This window comes from Actinoplanes sp. NPDC089786, from assembly GCF_040684855.1.
In the GTDB taxonomy this organism is placed as follows: domain Bacteria; phylum Actinomycetota; class Actinomycetes; order Mycobacteriales; family Micromonosporaceae; genus Actinoplanes.
The window spans coordinates 150,507-166,385 of record NZ_JBFBGU010000010.1 but is presented as its reverse complement, the minus strand read 5'-3'; the positions used below and the strand labels follow the sequence as shown (position 1 = coordinate 166,385).

The window sequence follows — 15,879 nt, the reverse complement described above, 5'->3', positions numbered from 1 at the left end:
AAGTGGTGCCTATACGCGCTCAGAGCAAAAGGCGGCGCGTGGATAGCCTGGCGGGGATGCGATCCTCGAAACTCGGCGGCGTCACGCTGGTGGTCCTGCTCGGGTTGATGACCGCGCTCCTGCCGCTGTCCCTGGACATGTACCTGCCGGCCTTCCCGGAGATCGCCGACGACCTGGGGGTGCCGCCGACCCAGATCCAGCTGTCGCTGACCACCTGTCTGCTGGGTCTCGCGGCCGGTCAGCTGATCTTCGGGCCGCTCAGCGACCGATGGGGCCGGCGGCCGGCCGCGATCCTGGGGATGAGCGCCTACGCGGTGGCGTCGCTGGCCATCGCCCTCGCGCCGTCGGCGCCACTCCTGATCGGGTTGCGGTTCCTGCAGGGGACGGCGGGCGGCATCGGCGTGGTGGTGGCCCGGGCGATCGTGCGTGACCTGCACGAAGGGGTCGCCGCGGCCAAGTTCTTCTCGCGGCTGACGCTGATCCTCGGGCTCGCGCCGATCGCCGCGCCCGCGCTGGGCAGCGCGGTGCTGACCCTGACCAGCTGGCACGGGATCTTCGTGACGCTCGGAGGGATCGGCGCTCTGCTCGCCGGCTTCGTCATGATCCGGCTGCGGGAGACGCTCCCGGCCGGGCGGCGCAGCACCGGCGGGCCGGCCGACCTGCGCGCGACCGCCCGGACGCTGCTCGCCGACCGGGTCTTCCTCGGCTACGCCGTCGCCCAGGGCATGTCGCTGGCCGCGCTGTTCGCCTACATCGCCGGGTCGTCGTTCGTTCTACAGGACGGGTACGGCCTGACGCCGACCGCCTTCAGCCTGCTGCTCGGGCTGAACGCGTGCGGCCTGCTCGCGCTCAGCCAGCTCAACGCGTGGCTGCTCGACCGTTTCCCGCCGCGGCGCCTGCTCGTGGCGACGATGGTCGCGCAGGTCGCGGCCGGCGCCATCGCCGTGGCCGGCGCCGTGACGGGCGCACTGCCGCTGCTCGCGGCCGGGTTCTTCCTGCTCGTGTCGACGATCGGCATGGTCACCCCGAACGCCACCGCCCTGGCCCTGGACCGGCGCCCGGAACGGGCCGGCACCGCGGCGGCCCTGCTCGGCGGCCTCCAGATGACGATCGCGGCTCTGATCACGCCGCTGGTCGGCGCGTTCGGCGACCCGGGAACCGGCGTCCCGATGGCCGCGATCATCCTGGGCGCGTCGGCGATCGCCCTGCTGGCCGTGCTGACCCAGACCGGTGGTAGCCCGGAGCGGCATCCGGGCCGCGGATAGCGCATCCACCTACCACTGCCTGTGACAGTGGTAGCCGAAGGCGGCATCCGGGCCGCGGACAGCGCCCTGCGCTACCACTGTTCAGGGGGGTCAGCGCAGGGCGGCGGCCGCGGCGAGGGCGTCGCGCATGGCTGACTCGGGCGCCGGGCGTACCCCGGTGAACTGCTCGAACTGCCCCAGCGCCTGGGCCAGCAGCAGGTCGAGGCCGGACGCCACCCGCAGGCCGGAAGCGGTCGCGGACGCGGCCAGCGGCGTCGGCCACGGGTCGTAGATCGCGTCGAACAGGACCGTGCCCGGCCGCCAGTGCACAGCCAGGGCCAGGTCGTCGGCGGCGCCCTTGGGCACCGTGGAGATCACCGCGTCGGCGTCGAACGCGTCCGGCGCCTTGGCCCAGTCGAGCGGCTCCAGGTCGACGCCGAGCGTGGCCGCCACCGGCGCCAGCTCTTCGGCGGCCGCGGGCCGGCGGGTCACCAGCGTCACCCGCGGCGCGCCCAGCAACGAGGCCGCCGCCAGCGCCGCGCGGGCCGTGCCGCCGCCACCCAGCACGGTGACCGTCGGGACGGCGATCACCCCGGCGTCGCGCAGCACACGCACCATGCCCGGAATGTCGGTGTTGTCGGCGTGCCACGTGCCGTCGGCCCGGCGTACCAGAGTGTTGGCCGCACCGACCGCCGCCGCCTCCGGCGTCGAGGTCGCGCCCAGTGTGAGCGCGACCTCCTTCAGCGGCATGGTCAGCGACAGCCCGGCCCACTCCGGACCGAGGCCGGCCACCAGGTCGGGCAGCTCGGCCGCCGCGCACTCGATGGCCGTGTACGACCAGGTCAGCAGCCCGGCCGCGGCGAACCCGGCGGCGTGGATGACCGGCGACAGCGAATGCGCGATCGGCTTGCCGCAGACGGCGGCCCGGCGGCCACCGGTCACAGGACGCCGTTCTTGCGGGCCGTCTGGATGTTCTTCTCGTGCTGTTCCACCGTCGCCGCGAACGCCGAGTGGCCCTGCTTGTCGATCGCCACGAAGTACAGCCACGGACCGGCCGGCGGGCTCATCGCGGCCTTCAGCGCGTTCTCGCCCGGGTTGTTGATCGGCGTCGGCGTCAGGCCCGGCTTGTTGTGCGTCCGGTACGGGTTCTTCGGGTCGTTCAGCTCGGTCGCCGTCATGTTCTTCGACGCCTTCTTGGCCCGGCCGGTCAACTGGTAGTAGTAGTTGATCCCGACGTCGAACTGCAGGCACTTGCACGGGAACGTGTCGCTGTAGACGCGGTTGTAGGCGACCCGGGCCACCTTGCCGAGGTCGTCCCGGTTGCCGGCCTCGGCCTCGGCCAGCGACGCCACGGTCAGCGCCTCATAGGGGCTGATCTTCCGCTCGGCCTGCACCTTGTTCACGAAGTCGAGGCTCTCGGCCACGGTCAGGAAGTGCGTCACCATCTCGGTGAGCATCTGCTCGGCCGTCGCCTTGGGCTCGAACTCGTACGTGTCGGGGAACAGGAAGCCCTCGATCGACTTGGTGGCCTTCTGCTTGTCCGTCCGGTTGAACCAGAAGCCGGGCACGCCCAGGGCCTCGGGATCCTTCGCGGCGGCCTTGAAGTCCTTCACCGGGATGCCGGTCTTCTGGGACAGGATCGCGTACACCTCGAACGCGGTCTTGCCCTCGGGGATGGTGATGCCGTTGCTGACCCGGGACTTCGGATCGAGCAGCGCCGCCACGGCCGCGTCGCCGGACATCTGCTTCTTGAGATTGAAGGTGCCCGACTGGATGTTCTTGCCGCGCGGGTTCTTCTCGGCCGCCTGGGTGAAGGCCTTGGTGCTCTTCACCACATCGGCCCCGACCAGCGTGTTACCCATGTCGGTCAGCGAGGAGTTCGCCTTGATCTGCACCTGGATCGTGCCGGTGCCCGCGCCGTCGTAGTCGGCCGCGGTGAAGAAGTCACGGATCTTGCTGTAGCCCAGGTAGACGCCGCCGCCCAGAACCGCCAGCAGCACGAACGCCATCAGGAAGGCGATCGCGGAGCGTCCGCCGCCACCCTTGCCACCCTTGCCCCGGGCGCCTCGCCGGTGCTTCGGTTTACCACTGCGGTCGGCGTGCTCCTCGAACGCCAGGTCCAGCTCGTCGATCATCTTGTCTGCCTCCGCTGCGCGTCCAGCCAGCTCTGCAGGATCTCCACCGCGGCGGCCTGGTCGACCACCGCCCGCTGCCGCTTCCCGCGGACGCCACGTTCGGCCAGCCTACGGGTCGCCACCACGGTCGACATCCTCTCGTCCGCAAAGACGACGGGAACGGGTTGCACCGCGCTCACCAGTCGATCAGCGTACGCACGAATGTCAATGGCGGCGGTCCCCTCGTCGCCGTTGAGACGGACGGGGAGACCCACCACGATCTGCACCACCTCGTGTTCCCCCACGAGACGGCCGAGCTCAGCTATGTCAGCGGGTACGGAATCGGCGGCCGCACCCATGTCACGAGAAACCGTGGCCAAGGGGGTCGCCAGGATCCCGTCAGGGTCGCAGATCGCGACCCCGACACGGACCTTACCGACATCGACGCCCAGCCGCCTACCCCGCGACAGTGCCGTCATCGCCACCCCCTGTAGTCAGGCGGCCTCGACGACCGCCTTCTCCACCGCCGCGAGCAGGGACGGAACCTGGTCGGCGGGCACGCCACCACCCTGCGCAAGGTCGGCGTTGCCGCCACCCCGGCCGGACAGCGCGCCCTTGACCAGGTCGCTCGCGGAGAGACCGCGCGACTTCGCCGTCGCGTTGACCGCCACGATGAGCGACGCCTTGCCGTTCGCCCGGGCCGCCACGGCGACCACCGCGGGACGGCTCTGGTCGATCTTGCCGCGGATCTCCTGAGCCAGCGTACGCACGTCGTTGCCGGCCGCGCCCTCCGGAGCCTCGGTGCCGACGAACGCGACGCCACCCAGGTCACGGGCCTGCTGGGCGAGCGCACCGGCCCCACCCAGCACCATCTGCGCCCGAAGCTTCTCGAGCTCCTTCTCCGCGTCACGCAACGCGGTCACCGTCTGTTCCACCCGCTCGGCGACCTGGTCGCCGGGCACCCGGAACATCTCGGCCAGCCGGGACACCAGCAGGTGCTCCTTGGCCAGGAAGCCGAACGCGTCGATGCCGACCAGCGCCTCGACCCGGCGTACGCCGGAACCGATCGACGCCTCGGAGAGGATCTTCACCAGGCCGAGCTGACCGGACCGCGCGACGTGTGTTCCACCACACAGCTCACGCGCGTAGTCACCGACCTCAACCACGCGGACCTCGTCGCCGTACTTCTCCCCGAACAGCGCCATCGCACCCAGCCGGCGCGCTTCCTCCTGGGAGGTGATGAACGCGTGCACCTCGAGGTCGCGCAGCAGCACCTCGTTGACCTGCTGCTCCACGTCGAACAGCACGGCCGGCGAGACCGCGCCCGGAGTGTTGAAGTCGAACCGGAGCCGGCCCGGGGCGTTCAGTGAGCCCGCCTGCGTCGCCGACTCGCCGAGGAACGCCCGCATGGTCTGGTGGATCAGGTGGGTCGCGGTGTGCGAGCGGGAGATCGCCTTGCGCCGGGTCACGTCGATCTCGGCGAAACCCGCCTCGCCGGCGCGCACCTCGCCACGCAGCACGCGCGCCTTGTGCACGATCAGCCCGGGCACCGGCGTCTGCACGTCGACCACCTCGAGCCGGCCGCCGCCCACGTTGATGATGCCGGTGTCGGCCTGCTGGCCACCGCCCTCGGCGTAGAACGGCGTGTGGTCGAGCACCAGCTCGACGTAGTCACCCTCGCCCGCCGCCTGCAGCGCCGTGCCGTCGCCACCGAGCAGCGCACGCACCCGGGACTCCCGGCTGACCTCGGCGTAACCGGTGAACTCGACCGGGCCGCCCTGGTCGAGCATGGTCCGGTACGCCGACAGGTCGACGTGGCCGGTCTTGCGCGCCGCCGCGTCCGCCTTGGCCCGGGCCCGCTGGTCGGCCATCAGCCGGCGGAAGCCCTCCTGGTCGACCTCCAGGCCCTGCTCCTGCGCGATCTCCAGGGTCAGGTCGATCGGGAAGCCGTAGGTGTCGTGCAGCTGGAACGCCTTGTCCCCGGAGAGCCGCGGCTGGCTCGCCGCCTTGGTCTCGGTGATCGCGGTGTCCAGGATCGTCGTGCCCGCGCGCAGGGTGGAGAGGAACGCGTCCTCCTCCGCGTACGCGTAGGTCGAGATCCGGCCGAACTCCTCGGCCAGCTCCGGGTAGGACGGCGCCATGCAGTCGCGCGCCACCGGCAGCAGCTCGGGGAACGACTGTCCTTGCCAGCCGAGCAGGCGCATCGACCGGATCGCGCGGCGCATGATCCGGCGCAGCACGTAGCCGCGGCCCTCGTTGGACGGGGTCACGCCGTCGCCGATCAGCATCAGCGAGGTGCGGACGTGGTCGGCGATCACCCGCAGCCGGACGTCGTCGGGGTGGCTCTCGGACGCCGCGTGGCCGGAGTTACGGCCGTACGTCGTCCCGGTCAGTTCGGCCGCGCGGGCCAGGATCGGCCGGACCTCGTCGATCTCGTACAGGTTGTCGACGCCCTGCAGGATCGACGCGATGCGCTCCAGGCCCATGCCGGTGTCGATGTTCTGTTTCGGCAGGTCACCGACGATCGTGAAGTCTTCCTTGGACTTGACGTCGGTGATCTCGTGCTGCATGAAGACCAGGTTCCAGTACTCCAGGAACCGGTCCTCGTCGACCTCGGGGCCGCCGTCCGGGCCGTACGCCGGGCCGCGGTCGTAGTAGAGCTCGGAGCAGGGGCCGGCCGGGCCGGGGATGCCCATCGACCAGAAGTTGTCCTTCTTGCCGCGGCGCACGATCCGGTCGGGCGACATGCCCGGCTGCTGCTTCCAGATCTCGATCGCCTCGTCGTCGTCGAGGTAGACCGTCGCCCAGATCTTCTCCGGGTCGAGGCCGAAGCCGCCGTCCGCGACCGGCTTGGTGGACAGCTCCCAGGCCAGCGGGATCGCGCCCGCCTTGAAGTAGTCGCCGAACGAGAAGTTGCCGTTCATCTGGAAGAACGTGCCGTGCCTCGACGTCTTGCCGACCTCGTCGATGTCGGGCGTACGGATGCACTTCTGCACGCTGACCGCGCGCGGGTACGGCGTCGCCCGCTGGCCCAGGAAGAAGGGCACGAACTGCACCATGCCGGCGTTGATGAACAGCAGGTTGGGGTCGTCGATGGCGGGCAGCGGGGCGCTCGGCACGACCGTGTGCCCGTTGGCCTCGAAATGCGCCAGAAAGCGCCGCTTGATCTCCGCGGTCCTCATCGCTGACCCTCCTGGGCGTGCCGCCCCACCGTGCCGTCCTGCGGGTCGTCACGCAGCTCGGCGAACTCGTCCTTGTACAGCTCGCCCGCGGCGAAGGCCTCCTGGATCTCGTTCTCCCGTTCGGCCATTCCCTCGCGTACGTCATCCACGAAGTTACGGACCGACTCGACGAGACCGCCAGCGGATTCCGACAGCGACGTCGCGATGCCGGACGGGGAGTACTGGTTGGCCTTCTTGGTGAGCTGACGGACCACCAGGGCGCCGACGGCCAGGCCGGCCCCCAGCCAGAGCAGGCGCTTCATGTGCGGTATTCCCTTCCCAGAGCGAGACTGATCAGCGCGACCGAGCGGCCTTGCGGCGCTGCTTGAGCGTGGCGCGGACCTCACGCTCGTCCTCGGCGTGCCGGCGGGCGGAGGCGGCCTTGCGCAGGCCGTACCCGAAGGAAGCGACCTTGATCAACGGGTTGGCGGCGGCGGCCGACACCACGGTGGCCAGGTTGGCCACGCTGGCGGTCACGTTCTGGGCGTGGCTGGTCATCGTGTCGACCTTGGCCAGCTGCACGTTCACCCCGTCGAGCGAGACCTGCACCTGACCCAGGGCGGTGTTCACGCCCTCGACGGTCTCGTTCACGTTGCCGAGCAACGGCCCGGTCCGCTCGGTCACCTCATTGATCGCCCGGGTCGCGGCATCCACCGTGCGGCCCAGCTTGAGAATGGGCACGGCCAGGAACAGCACGAGCATCAGGAAGGCGCCCGCCGCGATGAGACCTGCGATTTCTCCGGCGTCCATGAAGCCTCTCCTCTTTACAACCGATCGACAGCGGCAGGACAACGTGCAGACCCTACCGTCCGTGACGAGTGGCCGCTTCGCGACACCTCACGACTGTGTGGGTGTCGGCTCCAGAGGATCGCTGGGCAGCTGCGGGTCGGGTGTCTCGCCGACCAGCGACGGGTCGACCGCGGGCTGCGGCTTGCCCCGCCCGTCGGCGATCGCGGCCTGCACCTTGATGCTGACCGTCGACCCCTTGCAGCCCTTCGGCGGCCCGGTCGGCACCACGCCGTCCGGCCCGAGCGACGGCGGCGCGTCCGGGTCCTGCGCGGCGGCGGCGTCGACGGCACAGTCCGGCCGGCGCACCCAGAGGTCCAGAGTGAACTCGTCGCGGCGCCAGCACGAGTACTTGCCGTCCGAGATCGGCTGGTCCGGGCAGGACTCGACCTTCCACGGCTGCCAGCCGGCACTGGTCAGCGCCGCGGTGTACGCCTTGGCCGTCGGGTCGGTCTCCTGCGCCGACTGCACGGTCCGCTCCCGGAACTTGCATTCCTCGAGGCACCAGCGGCTGCCGGTGCTGCGGTCGTCGACCCGGGTGGTCGCCCACGACGGCAGGTCCAGCGAGTCGAGCGACGCGTAGACCGGGTCGGTGCTGATCGACCGGAACACCACCAGCGCCGGCAGCAGGATCAGCGCGACGATGCTCGCGGCGATCAGCGCGCCCACCCGCAGACGCCGCTGCGACCGCAGCTTCTCGAGAAGAGTCCCCTCGGCCAGGTCGTCCGGGTCCGGCTCCTCCTGGGGTACGGCCGGAGCACGCCCCGGCAGAGCCTGGCCGACGTCGCTCGGCACCGCGACGGAGGCCCGCCCCGGCAGGGCCTGACCGGCCTCGCCCGGCGGGGTGGCCCGGCCCGGCATCGCCTGACTGACGTCACCCGGCGGCGTGGCCCGGCCTGGCATCGCCTGGCTGACGTCGCCCGGCACGGACACCGAGGCCCGGCCCGGCTTGGCCTGACCCAGGTCGCCCGGCCTCGCGACCGACGCCCGGCCCGGACCGGCCTCGGCCGGCGCGGCCACGGATGCCCGGCCCGGCATCGCCTGGCTCACGTCACCCGGCGGGGTGACCGTGGCCCGGCCGTCGCCCGGAGGCGTCACCGTGGCCCGGCCGGTCGGCTCGGGAACGCCGTGCCGCGGGATGGCCTGGCTGACCTCGCCCGGAACGGCCACCGAGGCACGGCCGGGCGCCGACGCACGGGGCTGGACCTGGGTGAACTCACCACTGTGCCGCCCGGCCGGCGGCTCACCGGGCGGCGGCACACTCGCCCGTCCCGGTTCGCCGCCGCTGTGCCGGCCCGGCACCTCGGTGAACTCACCGCTGTGCCGGCCACCACCCTCACGCGGCTGGACCTGACTGAACTCGCCACTGTGCCGGCCGCCGCGCCGCATCCCCGGCCGCGCCGACGGGTCATCGGCCGGCGAGACCGGACGCACCCCGGCGCCGGCGTCAGCCGGCCCGGTCAGCGAGGCCCGGCTGAACTCCCCGGTCGCGAACCGCGCCCGCGGCCCGGTCTGCTCACCCCGGGCCGTCCCCGGCTCGGCACGCCCGCCCGGCGGCGGAGGCACGGACGCCCGGCCCGGTGTCGGGGTTCCCGCCTCGGGAGCAGGCACGCTGGCCCGCCCCGGAGCCGCGGACCGAACCGCCGGCCCCTGGCCGTCCTCACCACCGGGCTGACGCCCCTCACCGGGCTGACGTCCCCGACGCCCGGGAAGTCCCTGACTGTCCTCAATGCCCGGCTGACGGCCGGGGCGGAGCGGCATGCCCTGGCTGTCGTCGACGCCCGGCTGCCTCCGCCCAGGCAGACCCTGGCTGTCCTCGACGCCCGGCTGCCTCCGCCCGGGCAGACCCTGGCTGTCCTCGACACCCGGCTGGTGACGACCCGGGAAACCCTGGCTGTCGTCGATGCCGGGCGGCAGTCCGGCGCGGCCCGGCAACGCCTGGCTGATCTCGCCCGGCGGCGGAGGCGGCGGCGCCGCGCGCCCGGCCCGGGTCGGGCCCTCGGGCGCGGCGCGGCGGCCCGTTCGCTGGCCTGGCTGACCCTGGGCCTGGTCACGGCCACGCGGGTCGGCCTGCGGGGCGTTCGGCGCCTGGGGTCCGTTGGGTCCATGAAGGGCGTTCGGGCCGTTGGCGCCCTGGTCACCCGGCTGGCCCCGGCGGTCCTGGCCGGGCTGCGCCGGGCGGGGGATCCGCCCGGTGCCACGGCCGGTCTGGTCACCCGGGCGCCGGATCGGCCCCGAAGGACTGTCCGCCATCGCGCCCGCACGACCGGGGATCGCCGGCGCCCGAGCACCCTCCCGCCCCGGCACCACCGGCGGCACGATGCTGGCACTGGCCCGCACCGGTTGGCCGGTCGGCCCTACGCCCTGGATGGTTCCGGTCGCCCGGTTCGGAACGGCGCCGGTCCGGCCACCACCGGGCCGCGGCGGCGCCCCTCGCTGCCCACGTGGAATCGGCCCGGTGCGCCCACCGGGCTCGGGCAGCCCATGCCGCCCCGTACCTTCGTCATCAGGCCCGGCCGGCCCGCGCCCACGCGGCCCCACCTGGGCAAACTCACCACTCGCATGCCGCCCACCCGGCGCACCGCCCTGCGGCGCCCCACCGTGAGAGGGCCCGCCTTGCGGAGGCGCGGCGTGTGAAGGCCCGCCGCCCTGCGGAGGCGCGGCATGTGAAGGCCCGCCGTGAGAAGGCCCGCCCCGCGGAGGCGCGCCCTGCGGAGGCCCACCGACCGGCGGCGGTCCTGCGGGCGGCATCCCGTCCGGCCCACGTCCACCCGGCGCAGCGCGACCGGCGCGCCCAGGCGGAGGCGGCTGCGCCCCACCCGGAGGCGGCTGCGCCCCACGCGGAACACCGGACGTCTCATCTCGCGGCCCACGCCGAATCGGCCCCGAGGGATCGTCCTGAAGACTCTGCGGCCGCCCGACCCGCCCCGACGGCCCTTCACCCGGCCCACGCCGGACCACACCGGACGGCTCGCCACGCGGAATCGGCCCCGAGGGCTCATCGCGATCAGGGAACTGCCCCGGCGCCGCACGCCCGGCCGGCGCCGGCCCCGGACCCGGCACCCGCCCGGTCCCACGCGGCCCACCCGGCGGCTGCCCCGCCGGCGAAACCGCACCGGTCGGCGCCCCGGCACCCGGCGGCACCCCACCGGGCATCGCACCCGGCGGCACCGCACGAGGAGGTACCGCACGAGGAGGCACCGCCCGCGGAGGCACCGCGCCCGGCGGTGTCCCACCCGGCGGCGTCGCGCCCGCCGGCGGCACCGAAGGCGCGTTCCCGCTGGCCGGAACCTCACCCGGGCCAGGCGCCGCCCCGCCGTACCCACGGGCCGGGCTCGCCGGCGCAGGCGCCGGCGCCGTACCCGGATCGATCTGCCGCCGCCCACGCCCGGGCCCGGCCTCACCGGAAACCTGCGGCTGCTGCCCCGAGGGCGCCTGCCACGACCCCGAGGTCGTCTGCCAGGTCCCGGACTGGGTCTGCCACGAGTTGTCGAACCGCGCCCGCGCGGGACTGACCGGCGCCGCCGAGGGAGCCGGCGCGGGCGGAGCCGGCGCGGCCGGACCGTCGTCGTCGTCCGGCCCCGGCGCCACCGCGCCCTTCTTGCTGGCCCGTCCGTCGTTCGCCTTGCCGGGCCCGATCGCGCCGCGTTCCTGCTTGGCCGTGCGCAGGTCGTCGAGCCAGCCGGTCTCTTCCTGGCCGAGGTCCTCGGGCACGTCGGGCTCCGGCGCACGGCCGCGCCCGAACAGCCGGCGGCTACGGCCGGTCTGGTCGTTGTTGCGCGGGTCAGCGTCGTCGGGCCGTTCGGCACCGCGCGGGCTCACGGCTGTTCCTTTCCGGCGGCTGGGCCGCTGTCGTCCTGGCGGGCGTCGATATGGTCGCCAGCCGACGAGCCTACGGTCGAATCCTGTGCCGCGCCGTCGTCCGAATGTCCTACCGCGCCCCCAACGCCGTCCTTGGCCCGAGAAGCCCGGGACGTCTCGGCGGCCGGGCGGGCGGCGGCGGGCGGCCCCGGCGTACCCCGGACGATGCGCCGCAGCCTCGGAAGACGCTCGGCCACCGCGCGTTCGGCGCCGTGCTCGGTCGGAGTGTAGTAATCCGACCCGACCAGGTCATCCGGGACATACTGCTGCTTAACCACACCACGTGGGTCATCGTGCGGATATCGGTAGCCGCGACCGTGACCAAGACCACGCGATCCGGGGTAGTGCGCGTCACGCAGATGTGCCGGGACGGCACCGCCCCGTCCCGACCTGACGTCGGCCATCGCGGCGCCGAGCGCGGTCGTCACGCTGTTCGACTTGGGCGCGGTGGCCAGATGCACCACCGCCTGCGCCAGGTTGAGACCGGCCTCCGGCAGACCCACATTCTGTACGGCCTGAGCCGCCGCCGTGGCCACCAGCAGCGCCTGCGGGTCGGCCATCCCGACGTCCTCACTGGCGAAGATCACGATGCGCCGGGCGATGAACCGCGGGTCCTCCCCGGCCACCAGCATCCGGGCCAGCCAGTGCAGGGCGGCGTCCGGGTCGGAGCCGCGCATGCTCTTGATGAACGCGCTGGTCACGTCGTAGTGCGCGTCGCCGTCGCGGTCGTAGCGGACGGCCGCCACGTCCACCGCCTTCTCCGCGGTGGCGAGGTCGATCTCCTGGGCGCCCTGGGCCTCGGCGGATCCGGCGGCCGCCTCCAGGGCGGTCAGCGCCTTGCGGACATCGCCGCCGGCCAGGCGTACCAGATGATCTTCGGCCTCGGAAGTGAGCGTGACCGCACCGTCCAGCCCGCGCTCGTCGGTGACCGCGCGCCGGACCAGCGAGCGCACCGCGTCGTCGTCGAGCGGGTGCAGCGTGAGCAGCACACAGCGGGAGAGCAGGGGTGAGATGACCGAGAAGTACGGGTTCTCGGTGGTCGCCGCGAGCAACGTGACCGTGCGGTCCTCGACGGCGGCGAGCAGCGAGTCCTGCTGGGTCTTGCTGAACCGGTGCACCTCGTCGATGAAGAGCACGGTGGGCAGTCCGCCGGCCCGGCGTTCGCGGCGCGCGGTCTCGATCACCGTACGCACGTCCTTGACGCCCGCGGTGAGCGCGGACATGGCCACGAACTTACGGTCGGTAGCCGCCGCCACCAGATGGGCGATCGTGGTCTTGCCGGTGCCGGGCGGACCCCAGAGGATCACCGACATCGGCGACGCGCCGGTCACCAGCTGACGCAGCGGCGCGCCGGGCGCCAGCAGATGCTGCTGTCCGACCAGCTCATCGAGGGTGGCCGGGCGCATCCGGACGGGCAGCGGCGCATCCGCGGCGGGCGGCGTGAAGCCAGGCGCCGCGGAGTGAGCGGGTGCCTTGAGCGAGAACAGCCCGTCGGGTTCCATCAGCAGCAGAGAGTACCGGCCGTCCCGCCATGCCCGAAACGCACGGAGGACGGCCGGCGCCGTGGTCTATGTGTCAGCCGCGGCCGGGACGACGGCCGTAGAAGCGGCGGCCGCTGCCCGAGCCCGAGCTGTTGCGCGGACCGCTGCCGATGCCGGCCAGGTAGAGCGACAGCAGCAGGAGACCGAGCATGACGAACGTGTTGAAGTTGAACAGGTCGCCCTTGGGGACCACGTCGAGCAGGTCGAGCAGAAGGTAGATGCCGAAAACTGCGGCTGCGGCAATGGCTAGCATGTCTGTCCTCCGGGGGTGAGAGCACTTCGACGGGCGTCATACCCATTCCCCCCACCTGCTGAAACTCCACCGTGGACGAGATACAGCGGCGCCGCCAGAGCGAGCACCACGGCGCCGACGGCCATCGCGGCCGCGGTGCCGGCGCCGGCCGCGATCGCGGTCAGCGTGACGATGCCGATGGCGAAGCCAGGCTGGGACATCATCGAGTTCAGCGACAGCACGCCGGCCCGGTGCGGCCCGTCGACCTGGCGGTGCAGCAGCGCGGCGTGCACCGGGTTCGCCGCGCCGTGCATCGCGTAGCAGAACAGGTAGGCCGCGATGATCCCGGCCGGCCCGGCCAGCACGGCCATGCCGACGATGGTCAGCCCTTGCGCGATGCGCAGGGCGAAGCCGGTCCAGCGGGTGCCGATCTTCTTGATGAGCAGGGGTACGAGCGCGGCGCCGACCGCCGAGGCCGCCCAGCCGCCCGCGCCCACCGGCCCCATCAGGGCGGCCGCCGCGTCGGGGCCGGCCAGCACGCCGGAGAGCCGGACCGGCATCAGCGTCTCGAAGGTGGGCATGCCGAAGCCCCAGAACAACTCGACCGCGATCAGCGCGGCGAGCACCCGGTTGCGCCGGGCCAGCCGCAGCGCGCCACCGATCGCCGCGGGCACACCCTTGGCCGAGGCGATCAGCGCGGCCATCCCGCGGGCGGACCGCTCCTCGGTCAGCAGCACCATGATCGCGACCAGGTTGGCCACGCCGAACCCGATCGCCAGCAGCACCGGCGCCAGCAGCGAGCTGACCGCGACCACCGCCCCGCCGAGCAGGGCGCCACCGCTGATCGCGACGCCGAGCACCACGCCGCTGCGGCTCAGTCCGGTCTCGATGTCGGCGTCGGGGTCGTCGGCCAGGGCGCGGTCCACGTACCAGGCCTCGAGCGGTCCGCTGTCCAGCGCCCGGAACACGCCCTGCAGCAGGTAGACCAGCATCAGCAGGGGCACCGTGTCGGCGACCGTCAGCACCGCCAGCGAACCCAGGTTGAGCAGGCCGGCCAGCAGCAGGACCGGGCGGCGGCCGATCGCGTCGGACAGCCCGCCGGTGGGCAGTTCGAGCAGCAGCACGACGATGCCCTGCATGGACGCGGCCACGCCGATCTGGGCGATGCTCAGCCCGCGCTCCATCGGCAGCAGCACCAGGACCGGGATCATCAGGCCGACGGGCAGCCAGCGCAGCCCGAGCAGGAACAGGAAGCGCCTCACAGCGGCACCGGGTAGCAGTAGAGCAGCACGTTCCGCGTACCCCGCCGCTTCTGATATTTCGCGATGACCTCGTCCAGCTCGCCGAGCATCGCGGTCAGGTCGTCCGGGTCGAGCCGCAGGATGTAGTCGTTGAACTGGGCGGCCTCCCGCCACTCGACCGGCTCGCCGTCCACGCCGCGGGTCCAGGTGTCGATCCGGTCGGCCACATTCCGCGCGTACGAGCTGACCAGCCAGTCGGCGGCGGCCAGCGCGTCCGGGTCGCCGGCGAAGTCGTCCCGTTCCCAGCTCGTCACGTCATGCGCGGCGCGCCACCAGCGCTCCCGGCCGCGCGTTCCCTCGTCCGTCTCTTCGACCAGCCCGACCTCGGCGAGCTGCCGCAGGTGATAGCTGGTGGCGCCGGTGTTGGTCGCGAACCGCTCGGCCAGCCGGGTGGCGGTGGCCGGCCCGTTCAGCCGCAGCTCGCCCACCAGCCGCGAGCGCAGCGGATGGGCCAGCGTCCTGATCTGCCGGGAGTTGAGACGCACGTGGCTCAGGTCGTCGGTCACACCATCCACAATAAGTGTGCAAAGAGATTGTGCAAGTCCTAGGATCGAGACCATGATCGATGTACGGCAGGCCGGCCCCGACGACGCCGACGAGTTGATGGTGCTGCGCGGCGTGATGACCAGCGCGCTCTGGGGCCGGGGTGACGCCCAGCCCGGCGAGTGGATGGCGACCGGCGCGCGGTTGCTGCGCCAATGCCTGGGCGCCGAGCTGGCGGCCTTCGTCGTCGACCGCGACGACGCGCCCGGCCTCGCCGCCTGCGCGGTCGGCCAGATCGACCAGCGGCTGCCCGGCCCCGGCGACCCCACCGGCCGGCGCGGCTACGTCTACAACGTGGCGACCCGGCCCGGCCACCGCCGGCGCGGCTATTCGCGAGCCTGCATGCGGGCGTTGCTCACCTGGTTCGAGGAGGCCGGCGTCACCACGGTCGACCTGCGCGCGTCCGAGCAGGGCGAGCCGCTCTACCGCGACCTCGGCTTCGAACCCACCAGCCACCCCAGCCTGCGGCGCGTTTCTCAGCGATGATGTCGTGATGGACCCGACGATTGTCGAACGCGCCGAACAGCCCTACATCGGCCGCCGCGAGTCGATCACGATGACCGAGTTCGCCCGCATCGCCGACCACCTGCCCCGCATGTTCGACGACCTCACCACCGAGGGCGTCGAGATCGCCGGCCCGCCGTTCTTCCGCTACCGCGTCATCGACATGGCCGCCGACCTGCTCGTCGAGGCCGGTATCCCGGTCACCGACGCCCCCGCGACCCTGGCCGACCCCACGTTCGTCGACTGCCTCCCGGCCGGCCGCTACGCGACGATCCGCCACATCGGCCACCCCGACGAACTGATCGCGGTGACCGCCAAACTCCTCGACTGGGCCCACCACCAGGGCCACACCTTCGACATGCGCCAAACCCCTTCCGGCGAGGTCTGGGAGTGCCGCCTCGAGCAGATGTTCACCAACCCGGCCGAGGAGCCCGACATGCACAAGTGGGAAACCCACCTGTACTTCAAACTGGCCTAGCCCTCCGCCGGCCCAGAACGCGTTCGCGGCGCCGGATGTGTCATCCGGCGCCGC

The 15,879-nt window shown here is 72.6% G+C and carries 14 protein-coding genes; 3 read left to right on the top strand and 11 right to left on the bottom strand.

Going from position 1 to position 15,879, the window contains the following annotated elements:
* Window positions 1–56: 56 nt before the first annotated feature.
* Complete coding sequence (locus tag AB0O15_RS26950) at window positions 57–1,265, top strand: multidrug effflux MFS transporter (RefSeq protein WP_364323595.1); 1,209 nt, start codon at window positions 57–59, stop codon at window positions 1,263–1,265.
* 90 nt (window positions 1,266–1,355) lie between these two features.
* Here the strand turns inward: AB0O15_RS26950 and AB0O15_RS26945 are convergent, their stop codons facing one another.
* The 11 genes from AB0O15_RS26945 to AB0O15_RS26895 form a co-directional block, all read right to left on the bottom strand.
* Window positions 1,356–2,186, bottom strand: coding sequence for a shikimate dehydrogenase (locus AB0O15_RS26945; protein ID WP_364323593.1), 831 nt, complete (start codon window positions 2,184–2,186; stop codon window positions 1,356–1,358).
* Window positions 2,183–3,379 carry an endolytic transglycosylase MltG gene (mltG, locus tag AB0O15_RS26940; protein ID WP_364323591.1) on the bottom strand — a complete coding sequence of 399 codons (1,197 nt, stop codon included), beginning with the start codon at window positions 3,377–3,379 and terminating at the stop codon, window positions 2,183–2,185. The genes AB0O15_RS26945 and mltG overlap by 4 nt, the downstream gene beginning before the upstream one ends.
* Entirely contained in the window at window positions 3,376–3,837 is a 462-nt protein-coding gene (ruvX, locus tag AB0O15_RS26935; RefSeq protein WP_364323589.1) for a Holliday junction resolvase RuvX, read from the bottom strand. Before ruvX ends, mltG begins: the two co-directional genes overlap by 4 nt.
* 15 nt (window positions 3,838–3,852) lie before the next feature.
* The gene (gene alaS / locus AB0O15_RS26930; protein ID WP_364323587.1) at window positions 3,853–6,540 is read right to left on the bottom strand and encodes an alanine--tRNA ligase; all 2,688 of its coding nucleotides are present in this window, start codon (window positions 6,538–6,540) and stop codon (window positions 3,853–3,855) included.
* Window positions 6,537–6,842, bottom strand: coding sequence for a hypothetical protein (locus AB0O15_RS26925; RefSeq protein WP_364323585.1), 306 nt, complete (start codon window positions 6,840–6,842; stop codon window positions 6,537–6,539). Before AB0O15_RS26925 ends, alaS begins: the two co-directional genes overlap by 4 nt.
* A 31-nt stretch (window positions 6,843–6,873) precedes the next feature.
* Entirely contained in the window at window positions 6,874–7,329 is a 456-nt protein-coding gene (locus AB0O15_RS26920) for a DUF948 domain-containing protein (protein ID WP_364323583.1), read from the bottom strand.
* 87 nt (window positions 7,330–7,416) lie between these two features.
* Complete coding sequence (locus AB0O15_RS26915) at window positions 7,417–9,705, bottom strand: hypothetical protein (RefSeq protein WP_364323581.1); 2,289 nt, start codon at window positions 9,703–9,705, stop codon at window positions 7,417–7,419.
* 1,478 nt (window positions 9,706–11,183) lie between these two features.
* Window positions 11,184–12,728, bottom strand: a complete 1,545-nt coding sequence (locus tag AB0O15_RS26910) for a replication-associated recombination protein A (protein WP_364323578.1) — start codon at window positions 12,726–12,728, stop codon at window positions 11,184–11,186.
* A gap of 73 nt (window positions 12,729–12,801) precedes the next feature.
* Entirely contained in the window at window positions 12,802–13,020 is a 219-nt protein-coding gene (locus AB0O15_RS26905; RefSeq protein WP_364323576.1) for a hypothetical protein, read from the bottom strand.
* Entirely contained in the window at window positions 13,014–14,261 is a 1,248-nt protein-coding gene (locus tag AB0O15_RS26900; RefSeq protein WP_364323574.1) for an MFS transporter, read from the bottom strand. Before AB0O15_RS26900 ends, AB0O15_RS26905 begins: the two co-directional genes overlap by 7 nt.
* The gene (locus AB0O15_RS26895; RefSeq protein WP_364323572.1) at window positions 14,258–14,806 is read right to left on the bottom strand and encodes a helix-turn-helix domain-containing protein; all 549 of its coding nucleotides are present in this window, start codon (window positions 14,804–14,806) and stop codon (window positions 14,258–14,260) included. Before AB0O15_RS26895 ends, AB0O15_RS26900 begins: the two co-directional genes overlap by 4 nt.
* Window positions 14,807–14,858: 52 nt before the next feature.
* On the opposite strand from AB0O15_RS26895, the gene AB0O15_RS26890 reads away from it, so the two are divergent.
* Window positions 14,859–15,329 (top strand): GNAT family N-acetyltransferase, encoded by a 471-nt coding sequence (locus AB0O15_RS26890; RefSeq protein WP_364323569.1) that lies wholly within the window; start codon window positions 14,859–14,861, stop codon window positions 15,327–15,329.
* A gap of 7 nt (window positions 15,330–15,336) precedes the next feature.
* Window positions 15,337–15,825 carry a GyrI-like domain-containing protein gene (locus tag AB0O15_RS26885; protein ID WP_364323567.1) on the top strand — a complete coding sequence of 163 codons (489 nt, stop codon included), beginning with the start codon at window positions 15,337–15,339 and terminating at the stop codon, window positions 15,823–15,825.
* Window positions 15,826–15,879: the final 54 nt, after the last annotated feature.

Bases quoted from the DNA above. Each gene is read 5' to 3' on its own strand.
- AB0O15_RS26890 (WP_364323569.1), top strand. From the start codon at position 14,859: ATGATCGATGTACGGCAGGCCGGCCCCGACGACGCCGACGAGTTGATG.
- ruvX (WP_364323589.1), bottom strand. From the start codon at position 3,837: ATGACGGCACTGTCGCGGGGTAGGCGGCTGGGCGTCGATGTCGGTAAG.
- AB0O15_RS26920 (WP_364323583.1), bottom strand. From the start codon at position 7,329: ATGGACGCCGGAGAAATCGCAGGTCTCATCGCGGCGGGCGCCTTCCTG.
- AB0O15_RS26950 (WP_364323595.1), top strand. From the start codon at position 57: ATGCGATCCTCGAAACTCGGCGGCGTCACGCTGGTGGTCCTGCTCGGG.
- AB0O15_RS26910 (WP_364323578.1), bottom strand. From the start codon at position 12,728: ATGGAACCCGACGGGCTGTTCTCGCTCAAGGCACCCGCTCACTCCGCG.
- mltG (WP_364323591.1), bottom strand. From the start codon at position 3,379: ATGATCGACGAGCTGGACCTGGCGTTCGAGGAGCACGCCGACCGCAGT.
- AB0O15_RS26905 (WP_364323576.1), bottom strand. From the start codon at position 13,020: ATGCTAGCCATTGCCGCAGCCGCAGTTTTCGGCATCTACCTTCTGCTC.
- AB0O15_RS26925 (WP_364323585.1), bottom strand. From the start codon at position 6,842: ATGAAGCGCCTGCTCTGGCTGGGGGCCGGCCTGGCCGTCGGCGCCCTG.
- AB0O15_RS26885 (WP_364323567.1), top strand. From the start codon at position 15,337: ATGGACCCGACGATTGTCGAACGCGCCGAACAGCCCTACATCGGCCGC.
- alaS (WP_364323587.1), bottom strand. From the start codon at position 6,540: ATGAGGACCGCGGAGATCAAGCGGCGCTTTCTGGCGCATTTCGAGGCC.